Source organism: Corallococcus sp. CA041A, from assembly GCF_003612075.1.
Taxonomy (GTDB): Bacteria; Myxococcota; Myxococcia; order Myxococcales; family Myxococcaceae; genus Corallococcus; species Corallococcus exiguus.
Genome location: NZ_RAWF01000012.1, coordinates 11,540 through 22,420, shown reverse-complemented (window position 1 = coordinate 22,420; position 10,881 = coordinate 11,540). Strand labels below are relative to the sequence as shown.

Below are 10,881 nucleotides of genomic sequence, written 5' to 3'. Positions count from 1 at the left end.
CCGACTGGGCGCCCGGACGTCACCGGGCGCGCAGTCTACCCGTGAACGGCGCGAACGGTGGCATCCACCAGCGCTTCGGGCGTGGGACGCTCGGCCACGGCGGCCACGGGGATTCCCAGCTGCGTCAGCGCGGTCGCCGTGGTGGGGCCAATGGCCACCACCTTCGCGGAGGCCAGCGGCTCACGGCCCACCCCCTCCACGAAGGCCTCCGCGGTGCGCGGCGAAGCAAAGAGCACCACCTGGGGCGGGGACGCGGCCAGCTGGGCGAGCGCCTCCGGGTCGACGGCGGCCGGCGCGCTGCGATAGGCCGTCACGCGCGTGACACGCACGCCCAGGTCGCGCAGGCCGTCCTCCAACTCCCGCCGCCCCTCCTCCGCCGCGGGCAGGAGCACGTCGTCCTCCGGCCCCAGCACGTCGCGCAGGGCGGTGAAGAGCGCCGCGCCGGTGCCCTCGTGGGGTTCTGCCTCCACCTTCAGGCCAAAGCCCTCCACGGCCCTCGCGGTGCGCGGCCCCACGGCGGCCAGCTTCACGCGGGACAGCCGGTCCAACGTGCCGGCGAGCCGCAGGGCCTCCAGGAAGGACTCCACGGCGGAGGGGCTGGCGAACACCACCCAGTGGTAGCGCTGCACGTGCTCCGCGGCGGACGCGAGCGGGCGCGGGTCCTCCGGCGGATGCAGCTCCAACAGCGGCAGGCTGAGGACCTCCGCGCCCTCGTCCTCCAGGAGGAAGCACAGCTCCTCTGCCCGCTCACGGGGGCGCGTCACCAAGATTCGGATGCCATCCAGTCGCCGGTCCACGGGCTGGCACTCTAGGCGCGGGACGCGCCTTCGCGGCGGCCGAAATCGCGCAGGATGTCTCCCGCCCCGCGCGACAGGAGCTCGTCCGCGAGCGATTCGCCCAGCCGCTCCGCTTCCGGTACGGGCCCCTTCACCTCGCCCCGCACCACCAGCGAACCGTCCGGCCGGCCCACCAATCCGCGCAGGTACACCTGGCCGTCCTCCACCGTGGCGTGGCCGGCGAGCGGCACGCTGCAGCCGCCCTCCAGCTTCGCCAGGAAGGCGCGCTCGGCCCGCACGGCGTTGCGCGTGAGGGCGTCTTCCAGGGGGGCGAGCAGCGCGCGCACGTCCGCGTCCGCCTCGCGGCACTGGATGGCCAACACGCCCTGCCCCACCGCCGGCAGGCTCTCCGCCACCGGCACCACCTGGGTGATGTGGTGGTCCAATCCCAGGCGCTTGAGCCCCGCCGCCGCCAGCATGGCGCCCGCGAGCTGCAAATCGCGCGTCTTCTGCAGGCGCGTCTGCACGTTGCCGCGCAGGGAGACGATCTCCAGGTCCGGCCGGCGCGCGCGCAGGATGCAGCTGCGCCGCAGCGACGACGTGCCCACCTTCGCGCCCGCGGGCAGCATCGCCAGCGTGTGCCCGTCCGGGCTGCAGAATGCGTCGCGCGGGTCCTCGCGCGCCGGCACCGCCGCCAGGATGAGCCCCTCCGGGAACACCGACGTCATGTCCTTGAGGCTGTGCACCGCCACGTCCGCGCGGCCGTCGAGCAGGGCCTGCTCAATCTCCTTCACGAACAGGCCCTTGCCGCCCACCGCGGACAGCGGCGCGGACAGGAAGCGGTCGCCCTCGGTGATCATCTTCACCAGGGTGACCTCCAGGCCGGGGTTGCGCTCGGTGAGGAGCGAGGCCACGTGATTCGCCTGCCACAGCGCCAGCGGGCTCTCCCGCGTCGCGATGCGCACCGTCTTCATCGCCTTCATCGCCGGCTCCCGGTGGCCACCACGGTGTTGCGCGCCTCCTGTGGAGGTGCGGCGGATTCTTCCGGAGCGATGGCGGCGGCCTCCGCCTCCGTGAGGCCGAACAGCTCCGCGGCGGCGCCAGCCAACCGGTTGCCCTCACCCTGCGGGCCCACGGCGCGCAGGCGCGCGGTGGGCTCATGCAACAGCTTGTTCACGATGGCTCGCCCCATGGCCTCGATGCTCTTCTTCTGCTTGTCGGTGAGGCCGTCGCCCAGGCCCAGCAGCGTGCGCTCCACCTCCGCGCGGGCAATGGCCTCCGCGCGCTGACGCAGGCGCGCCAGCACGGGCATGCCGTCGCGCAGCGCGCGCTCCCGGGCGAAGCGCGCCACCTCCTGCGCCACCAGCCCGCCCGCCTTGTGCGCCTCTTCCGCGCGCGCGGCGGTGTTGTCCGCGACGAACTTCTGGATGTCATCCACGTCGTACGCGTGCACCCAGTCCAACGTCCCCACCGCCGGGTCGATGTCTCGCGGCACCGCCAGGTCCACCATGAACAGCGGCCGTCCCTTGCGCGCCTTGCCCAGCGCGCCGACATTTTCGCGCGTGAAGATGGGCACCGGCGACGCGGTGCTCGTCACCACCACGTCCGCGGCGCCGAGCAGCGTGAAGAGCTCCTCGTAGGGCTTCGCCACACCGCCCACCTCCGCCACCAGCGCCTCCGCGCGGGCGAGCGTGCGGTTGGTCACGATGAGCTTCCCGGCGCCCGCGTTCTTCAGGTGCCGCGCCGCCAGCTCACCCATCTCTCCCGCGCCCACCACCAGCACGGTCTTGTCCTTGAGCCCGTCGAACACCTTGCTCGCCAGCTGCACGGCCGCGGACGCCATGGACGTCGCCGCGCGACCCACCGCCGTCTCCGTGCGCACGCGCTTGGCGCAACCGAACGCCGCCGCGCACGCACGCGTCAACTCACCGCGCACCGCGCCCGCGCCCTGACCGCGCTCGAAGGCGTCCTTCACCTGCCCAAGAATCTGCGCCTCGCCCAGCACCATGGAGTCCAGGCTGGACGCCACGCGGAACAGGTGCACGAGCGCCGCCTCGCCCTGGTGCTCGTACAGGTGCTCCAACGCCTCCGCGCCGCCCAGCGAGTGCAGCGTCTCCCGCGCGCGCTCCCGCGCCAACTCCGCGCTGGGGGCCGCCAGGTACACCTCCACGCGGTTGCACGTGGACACCCAGAGCGCCTCCACGGGCGATTGCGCCAGCCGCTGCAACACTTCCGACTGCCGGGCTTCAGGCAATGCCAGCCGCTCGCGGACACCCAGGGGCGCGGTGCGGTGTGACACGCCGATACAGATGATTTCCATGGCTACGGCATCCCCGGGCCAGCGGCGGACAGGTCGTAGGACGACAGGAAGGAGACCAGCACCAGGCAGAAGCCGGCCATGGTGAGCAGCGCCACCCGCCGGCCACGCCAGCCGGCGAAGATGCGCGCGTTGACGAGCGCGGCGAACACGCCCCAGGCGACGAACGTCGCCACGTGCTTGGCTTCGAGCGCCCAGGCGAGCCCCCGCAGCGTGGTGGTGAACAGGGCGCCGGTCGCCAGCGTGAGCGACAGCGCGATGAACCCCCACACCACGAGCCGCCGGTTGAGCGTGTCCAGGAACTCCAGGGACGGCAGCCGGGAGAAGAGCAGCCCGAAGTGCTTGGCCTTCACCTCCCGCTCCATCAGCAGGTACATGACGCCCACCCCCGCCGCCACGCCGAAGGCCGTCATGCCCAGAAGCGCGATGGTGACATGCACCGGCAACAGCGGCTGGCGCACCGCGTCCGGCAGCGGCGTGGACCCGCCGTGCAACAGCATCCCGATGAGCAGCACCGCCACCGCCAGCGGCGTGAGGAACGCGCCAATGACGGGCTTGCGGTAGCGCACATCCAGCGCCAGGAAGAGCGCCAGCAGCAGGAAGGCGAAGGTGGACATGCCCTGCGCGGGGCCCACCAACCGGCCCCCCTGCGCGCTCAGAAGGCCCATGAGCGCAACGCAATGCATCAGCAGCCCGGTCCCCACCAGCACCCGGCCGGTGACGGCGAGCACCTGGGACTGGCGGACCAGGAAGGCGAGGTAGACGAGCGCGGCCAGGCCGTAGGCGTGGCAGGCGAGCGAGACGAGCGTATGGCTCATGGCGGCAGGCTCATAACCCCGGCCGAGGAGGCATTCAGTCCTGCCTCAGCCCGTTTTACATTTTATTGAGAATGAAGGCCGCCAGCAGGTCGGTCTCCGAATTGGGCTTGCGCTCGGGGGCGGGCGCCCCCACCTCCGCGACATAACCCGGAACGACTTCGTACGCGGAGTCCCCGACCAGGATGGAGTCGGCCATCTGCTCGGCGCCCAGCCGGCCGAGCTGCTCCTCGGTCTTCACCCGGGATACCAGTTGGTGCGTGTCCTCCCCGGACACCAGCTGCACCACGTGGACAGCGGGTGTGAGCGGCCAGGTGCTCCCGCCTTCGGCGGCGACCACCAGGCGGCCCTCGCGCAGGTCTGCTTTGTCCTCCAGCGCCCACTCCTCGAGCTGGGCCTGGGACAGGAAGAGCTTCGTCACGCCCCACAGACTACACCACCCTCATGTCCGGCGGGCCTGGAAATGGGGTGCAACCTCCGGCCAGATGCGGCATCCGTTCCACCGGAAGCGGCCCGGCCTTCCCGCCCCCCTGGCACCCGCCGGACGCGAAGCTCAGGACGTATCCTACTCAAGCAGTAGACACGAGGTGACGACATGGCTGGCGACGTGATCAACATCAGTGATTCGGACTTCCAGAAGCAGGTCCTGGATTCTCAACAACCCGTGCTCGTGGACTTCTGGGCCACCTGGTGCGCTCCCTGCCGCGCCATCGCGCCCTCCGTGGAGGCGCTGTCCGCCCAGTACAAGGGCCAGGTGACGTTCGCGAAGATGGACATCGACGCGAACCAGGACACGCCTCAGCAGTTTGGCATCCGCTCCATCCCCACCCTGTTGCTCTTCAAGGGCGGCAAGGTCGTGGAGCAGATTGTCGGCGCGGTGCCGAAGTCGCGCATCGAGGACGCGATCCGGAAGAGTCTCTAAGTCCGTGTGTCCCCGGTGACGGGCCCGCGCTTCGCGGCCGTCTCCTTCGTCCCCTCCCACCCACGGCGCCGCTGGCTCTCACCGCCAGACTCCGCGCCCGGTGAGAGGGGACGCTGCGTCTGGGCTCCCAACCAGACACCCCGGCGTGACATGCCTGGCGGTTCGATATGTCTGTAGAAAGACAACTCACCGCGACGCTAAGGGCTTTCACGTACCGGGTGCAGGTTGCCCCCTGACGCAGACATTTCTCTGCCCTTGAGACAAACGCCCGACAGGGACGGCTGGGCGATCCTCCCGTCGTGTTTTGTTCAACAGACATTGAAACTGCATTGCGAGTCAAACACGACCCCAACATGTCTTGTTGACAGAGTTCGCCACAACAGACAGAAGTCGCGAGTACACGCCTGTCTTGATTGGCGAGTTTCTACAGGAGTTTTCATGGCACGCCTTCGCAAAGAATTGACCTCGCAAGCACCGCTGACCCCTGCCCTGACGTCGTGGGCGGAGGCCCTGGGTGATGCCATCGGCCGCGGCATGCTGCGCGCGCTGAACACGGGAATGCCGAGCATGGGCGCCGTCACGGCGTCGCCGGGCAATGGCGCGGTGATGGCGGGTCGCCGCCGCGGCCGTCCCCCCAAGACGGTGGCGGGCGGGCCGGTGCCCATGGACCGCCGCTGCACGGTGAGTGGTTGCACTCGCGAGCAGCGCTCCAAGGGCCTGTGTTCCGCGCACTACCAGGCCGAGCGCCGCAGGCAGATCGCCACCGGCAAGCCCGCCTGACCCCCGTACCGGGGCCCTACTCGCCGCGCCAGGGGTCTCCGGGCGTGGTGGCCTTGAGCAGCTCCCAGGCCGCCATCACGTCGATGACCCGCTCCAGCTCATTGGGCAGGGAGCGGGCGCGCTGGGACTTGAGGTAGTCCTCCGTGAAGGCCCTCAGGCGCATGCCCAGGAAGAGCCGGGCGAGCGCCACCTCCGTCTGACCTGAGAAGTCCAGGAAGCGCAGGGCGAACCCGCTGCGGCCCTCATCCTCCGGGCCACGCTCCTCCCGCACAATCTCCGCGCGAGCCTCCACGGGGGCGGCCCCCTCCTCCAGCGCGAAGCGCGCGCGCACCACCGAGCCCATGGGCAGGAAGAAGGTGCTCGCGAGGAAGGCACCGCTGACGCTCACGTTCACGGACGTGAGCCCGGCGGAGAAGCGCCGGCCGCCCGCGTCGTCCTCCATCCAGAGGTCGAAGTGCGTGGCCAGCTGCGCGCGCGGGAAGTGCCGGTGCTCCGGCTCCCCCTGGTTCATTTCGATGCGGGGCACCGCGCCGGGCAGGGGCACGTTGCGTGAAGTGCCCACCGGCGGAACCAACGGCCGGGGTGCCTGCGTGTCCTCCGGCCCGCGGACCGCCGTGCCGGCCTTCGCCGTCGTCACACCCTTCCTCTGCACCACCATCGGAAGCCTCCGCGGCCGTCAGAACATGTGACGGCGCATGCTGATGTTCACCAGCAGCCCGATGCACAACATCACCGACAGCATCGAGGAGCCGCCGTAGCTCATGAGGGGCAGCGTGATGCCCGTCACCGGCAACAGGCCAATGACCATGCCGATGTTTTCGAACACCTGCCAGAAAAGTGTGGCCACCACCCCCACCGCGACGAACGCTCCAAAACGGTCTCGTGCACTGAATCCCACGCCCAGCCCGAGAATGAAGATGCCGCCGTAGAGCACGAGCAACAGGAGACAAGAGAAGAAGCCGTGCTCCTCGGCCCACACGGAGAAGATGAAATCCGTGTGCTGTTCCGGCAGGAAGCGCAGACCTGTCTGGGTTCCCTCACGCCAGCCCTTGCCGGTGAGGCCACCGGAGCCCACGGCAATCTTGGATTGCGCGGCGTGATAGCCGCTGCCGCGCAGGTCCGCTTCCGGGTCCAACCACCCGGAGATGCGCTGGCTCTGGTGTTTCTTGAGGTAGTGGCGCACGACGGTGCTGCGAGGCTCGGGCATCTCCCGGACGTAGTCGTTCCAGATGATGAGGCCGCCCACCAGCACGCCCGCCACGATGGTGGCGCCCAGGTACCAGCGCACCTTGCCGAAGAGGATGACGGTGCCGGAGGACAGGAAGATCATCAGCGCGGTGCCCAGGTCCGGCTGCACCAGCACCAGCGTGAAGGGCACCATCACCACCAGTACCGGCTTCCACAGCCGTACGAGCCCGTAGGACGGCTGATTGGGCTGGAAGTCGTCGTGGTAGACCTTGGCCAGCATCAGCACGACGCCAATCTTCATGAACTCGGCGGGCTGCAGGCGGAACGGGCCAATGACGAACCAGCTCTCCGCGCCCTTGGCCGTATGCCCCACCAGCCGCAACGCCAGCAGCGCCAGGATGTTGAGCACGTAGATGGGGAAGGCCATCCGCTGGATCCAGCGGTAGTCCACCAGGCACACCATCAGCACCGCGCCCAGGCCCACGCCCAGGTAGAGCGCCTGGCTGGTCCACACCGGCGCCATGGGGGGGCGGGACGCGGACGCCAGGTTCCAGATGCCCAGCGCGCACACGCCCAGCACGCACACGACGAGCCCCCACGGCACGTGGGGCATCATCCGGCGCTCAATCCGCAGTTGCACTGTCGTCTCCGGTTTCCGAGGGCGGCTGGATGGGCTCTCCCGGCAGGTTCACCTTGGGCGGCGGCACCGCGCGGGTGAGCGAGGCTTCATCCAGGCTGGGCGCCGGCGGCAGCGACGGCGTGTAGGGCTGGTTGGCGCGGGGCGGCGGTGACGTCGCGTCCTGCGCCTTCAATTCGAAGTACTTCTTCATCACGGCCAGCGCCGTGGGCGCCGCGTCCACGCCACCATGGCCGCCGTGCTCGTTGAGCACCACCACGGCCAGCTCCGGCTTGTTCGCGGGGGCGAAGCCGGCGAACCACGCGTGGTCGCGCTCGAAGTAGCTCATCTGGTGCGTCTTCAGACGCACGGCGCCGATGCGCGCCACCTGCGCGGTGCCCGTCTTGGCCGCCACCAGGAAGTCCGCGGGCAGGCCCGACTTGAGCTTCGCGCGGTACGCGGTGCCGCCGGGCTCCTGCGCCACCGCCTCCAGGCCCTCCACGATGGCCTTCAGGTGCGCGGGGTTGATGTCCGTCTGAGACACCACCTCCGGCTTGAACTCCTCCATCACCTGCCCGTCCAGGTTCTCCAGCCGCTGCACCATCTGCGGCTTGTAGAGCTTCCCGCCGTTGGCCACGGCCGCGTAGACGAGCGCCAGTTGCAGGGGCGTCACGTTGTCGTCGCCCTGCCCGATGGCGCTGTTGAGCGCCATGCCCTTGGTGTAGCCGCCCGGCGAGGCTTTGTCGTGGTACGCGCTGGACGGCATGATGCCCGGCACCTCCGCCACCACGCCGATGCCGGTGGGGCGGCCCAGGCCCAGCGACTTGCCCATCTCCGCGATGGGGTCCAGGCCGATGGTGTCCGCCACCTTGTAGAACCACGCGTCGCACGACGCCTTCATGGCGCCCCGGCCGTCCAGGGGCCCGTGGCCGCTGTCCTTGTGGCAGCGCCACACGCGCGCGCCCAGCCGGTAGCCGCCGGAGCAGTGCACCACCGTCTCCGGCCGGAACGCCCCGGACTTGAAGGCCGCCAGCTGCGTCACGACCTTGAACGTGGAGCCCGGGCTGTAGTGCTCCGCGGCCACGCGGTTGATCATCGGGTGGAGCGGATCCCTCGCCAGCGTGGCCATCTGTGACGGCGTCACGCGGCCCGTCAGGAGATTGGGGTCGAAGCCGGGGCGGGACACCAGCGCCTTGATGAAGCCGGTGTTCACGTCGATGGCCACCACCGCGCCCGTCACGCCCGGGAACGCGCGCTCCGCTTCCTCCTGGAGGCGCATGTCGATGGAGAGCACCACGTTGCTGCCGGCCGTGGGAGGAATGACGGCGTTCTCCCCCAGCTTGTCGTTGAGCTCTTCAATCGTCTGGCCGCGCGCGTTCACCACTTCCTTGCGCACGCCGTCCCGCCCGCGCAGCTTGGACTCGAAGTAGCGCTCCAGGCCGCGCCGGCCGATGTAGTCGCCCAGCGCGTACTTCGCGCCGTCCCCGTTGAGGCGCTCCAGCTCCTCCTGGGTGATTTCGTTCATGTAGCCCAGCACGTGCGACAGCACCGTGTCCGCGCGGTAGTTGCGGTGCGGCACGGGCACCACCTCCACGCCGTCCAGGATGTCGCGCCGGGCGTTGAGCCGGTCGTACTCGTCGCGCGTCAGGTCCACGCGCACCGGCACCGGCTGGAAGGGCGCGTTGCGGCGGCTCGAGCGGACCAGGTCTTCAATCTTCTTGCGCTGCTCGGGGTCCCACTGGAGCAGCTCGCCCAGGCGGGGAATCACCTGCTCGAAGCAGTCCGTGCAGAAAGCCGGAGTGACGAAGGCGTCGAACGACGGACGGCTGTCCACCAGGATGGTGCCGCGCGCGTCCTTGATGACGCCGCGGTCGGCGCGCAGGCGCACCTCCTTCACGAAGTTCGCCACGCTCTTGGCGGCGTACTCTTCATGGCGGATGAGCTGGAGCCGGTACAGCTGGATGGCCAGCGCCACCATGCCCAGCGACATGGCCAGGCCCAGCCACAGGAAGCGGCGCTTCAGGTCCCGGCCTGGAGTGGTGTTGCCAATGGTCGGAGGCGTCAACGGAGCAACCCCGCCGGGCGCTCCTGCGCCACTTCAAACCGCTTGAACAGCGGGAAGAGCAACAGGGCCGCCACGCCCGTGAGCGCCAGCTGCACCGGCATGCCGGAGAGCTGCGGCGCCGTGGAGCCGTCCTTCAGCGTGAGCCACGTGAAGAACGTGGACAAGAGGGCGTGCCCCAGGTCCGCGCCCATGGCGAACAGCGCGAAGGCCACGGGCCCTCGCACGTCCACGAACGACGCCACCAGGCGGCCCACCAGGAAGGTGAACACCGCGAGGAACGTGAACAGGCCCGTGGGCTGGCCGCTCATCAGGTCCAGCAGGTAGCCCACCGCGAAGGCGGAGCACGCCCCCTCGGTGAGGCTCGCCCGGAGCGCGAGGAAGGCCACCAGCACCACCGTGACGTCCACGCGGCCCAGCACCAGCCCTGCCTGTTGGACGAACACGGACTCCAGCGTGAGCAGCACCAGCGCCAGCATGACGGTCACCAGGAACTTCATTTCTGCGTGCCCTCCGTGGAGGCCCCGCCGGTGGCGGTCATCTCACTGTACGGACTGCCCACCACCAACACCTCCTCCAGCCGGCTGGTGTCCACCGCGGGAGTGATGTCCGCGCCCTGGAACATGCCGTGCTCCTTCTTCTCCAGCTGCGTCACCCGCCCCACCACCAGCCCGGGAGGATAGATGCCGTCCGTGCCGGAGGTGATGATGAGGTCGCCGTCCTCCACGTCCTCCGTGCGCAGCATGTTCTCCAGCGTCAGGGGGCCGCTGCCCGCGCCCGCCGCCGTGCCTCGGGCCCGCGAGCGCTGCACGCGCACCGCCACCCGGCTCTGCGGATCCGTCACCAGCGCCACGTCCGCGTAGCCGCCCGTGGACCGGATGACCTGCCCGACAATCCCGTCCGGCGTCACCACCGACATGCCCCGGAACACCCCGTCCTTCTCCCCGCTGCTGATCCGCACCGACAGGAGCTTGGCCACCGGATTGACGCCCACCACCCGCGCCGGAATCTCCGGCCCGGGCACGGCCTCCGCGTACGCCAGCAGCTTTCGCAGCCGCCCGTTCTCCGAGCGGGCCTCGCCCAGGGCCTGCACCGTCGCCCGCAACTGCAGGTTCTCCAGCCGCAGCGCGTCATTGTCCTGACGGACGCCGCGCAGGTCCAGGTAGTTGCGCACCGCGGCCACGGCGCCGTCGATGCCGGCGGTGAGCCCCTGCTGCACGGGGGCCGTGAGCGCGATGACGCCCCGGTCGACGAAGTTCGGGTCGCGGCCGCGCCGCCCGCCCAGCAGGAAGGCGCCGAGGGGGTACAGGAGGAGGGCGGCTACGAGGAGGAAGCGGCGGTACCGCTTGAGAAGAGACAGCACGGACGGGGGCTTTCCCGGGGTGGGCGAAGGACGCGGATGGAA

The 10,881-nt window shown here is 70.0% G+C and carries 12 protein-coding genes; 2 read left to right on the top strand and 10 right to left on the bottom strand.

What is annotated here, in order from left to right; genetic code table 11:
* Window positions 1-35 precede the first annotated feature (35 nt).
* From D7V77_RS03990 to D7V77_RS03970, 5 genes are read right to left on the bottom strand one after another with little or no spacing between them, the layout of a single operon-like run.
* On the bottom strand, window positions 36-797 hold the full coding sequence (locus D7V77_RS03990) for a uroporphyrinogen-III synthase (protein WP_120574936.1): 762 nt from the start codon (window positions 795-797) through the stop codon (window positions 36-38).
* Between the two features lie 11 nt (window positions 798-808).
* Window positions 809-1,750 (bottom strand): hydroxymethylbilane synthase, encoded by a 942-nt coding sequence (gene hemC / locus D7V77_RS03985; RefSeq protein ID WP_120574970.1) that lies wholly within the window; start codon window positions 1,748-1,750, stop codon window positions 809-811.
* Window positions 1,751-1,755: 5 nt separating this feature from the next.
* Window positions 1,756-3,096 (bottom strand): glutamyl-tRNA reductase, encoded by a 1,341-nt coding sequence (hemA, locus tag D7V77_RS03980; protein WP_120574935.1) that lies wholly within the window; start codon window positions 3,094-3,096, stop codon window positions 1,756-1,758.
* A 2-nt stretch (window positions 3,097-3,098) separates the two neighbouring features.
* Window positions 3,099-3,911, bottom strand: coding sequence for an inner membrane protein YpjD (locus D7V77_RS03975; protein WP_120574934.1), 813 nt, complete (start codon window positions 3,909-3,911; stop codon window positions 3,099-3,101).
* Between the two features lie 55 nt (window positions 3,912-3,966).
* The gene (locus D7V77_RS03970) at window positions 3,967-4,329 is read right to left on the bottom strand and encodes a hypothetical protein (protein WP_120574933.1); all 363 of its coding nucleotides are present in this window, start codon (window positions 4,327-4,329) and stop codon (window positions 3,967-3,969) included.
* A gap of 174 nt (window positions 4,330-4,503) precedes the next feature.
* On the opposite strand from D7V77_RS03970, the gene trxA reads away from it, so the two are divergent.
* Window positions 4,504-4,830 carry a thioredoxin gene (gene trxA / locus D7V77_RS03965; RefSeq protein ID WP_120574932.1) on the top strand — a complete coding sequence of 109 codons (327 nt, stop codon included), beginning with the start codon at window positions 4,504-4,506 and terminating at the stop codon, window positions 4,828-4,830.
* 438 nt (window positions 4,831-5,268) lie between these two features.
* Window positions 5,269-5,610, top strand: coding sequence for a hypothetical protein (locus D7V77_RS03960; RefSeq protein ID WP_120574931.1), 342 nt, complete (start codon window positions 5,269-5,271; stop codon window positions 5,608-5,610).
* A gap of 16 nt (window positions 5,611-5,626) precedes the next feature.
* Here D7V77_RS03960 and D7V77_RS03955 read toward each other — a convergent pair whose 3' ends face one another.
* The 5 genes from D7V77_RS03955 to mreC are packed head-to-tail and all read right to left on the bottom strand — an operon-like array spanning window position 5,627 to window position 10,839.
* Window positions 5,627-6,268 carry a PilZ domain-containing protein gene (locus D7V77_RS03955; protein ID WP_120574930.1) on the bottom strand — a complete coding sequence of 214 codons (642 nt, stop codon included), beginning with the start codon at window positions 6,266-6,268 and terminating at the stop codon, window positions 5,627-5,629.
* A gap of 18 nt (window positions 6,269-6,286) precedes the next feature.
* Window positions 6,287-7,414 (bottom strand): rod shape-determining protein RodA, encoded by a 1,128-nt coding sequence (gene rodA / locus D7V77_RS03950; RefSeq protein WP_167548497.1) that lies wholly within the window; start codon window positions 7,412-7,414, stop codon window positions 6,287-6,289.
* Window positions 7,415-7,421: 7 nt separating this feature from the next.
* Window positions 7,422-9,479, bottom strand: a complete 2,058-nt coding sequence (gene mrdA, locus D7V77_RS03945) for a penicillin-binding protein 2 (RefSeq protein ID WP_120574928.1) — start codon at window positions 9,477-9,479, stop codon at window positions 7,422-7,424.
* Window positions 9,476-9,976, bottom strand: a complete 501-nt coding sequence (locus D7V77_RS03940; protein WP_120574927.1) for a hypothetical protein — start codon at window positions 9,974-9,976, stop codon at window positions 9,476-9,478. The genes mrdA and D7V77_RS03940 overlap by 4 nt, the downstream gene beginning before the upstream one ends.
* Complete coding sequence (gene mreC, locus D7V77_RS03935) at window positions 9,973-10,839, bottom strand: rod shape-determining protein MreC (RefSeq protein ID WP_120574926.1); 867 nt, start codon at window positions 10,837-10,839, stop codon at window positions 9,973-9,975. Before mreC ends, D7V77_RS03940 begins: the two co-directional genes overlap by 4 nt.
* Between the last annotated feature and the right edge of the window lie 42 nt (window positions 10,840-10,881).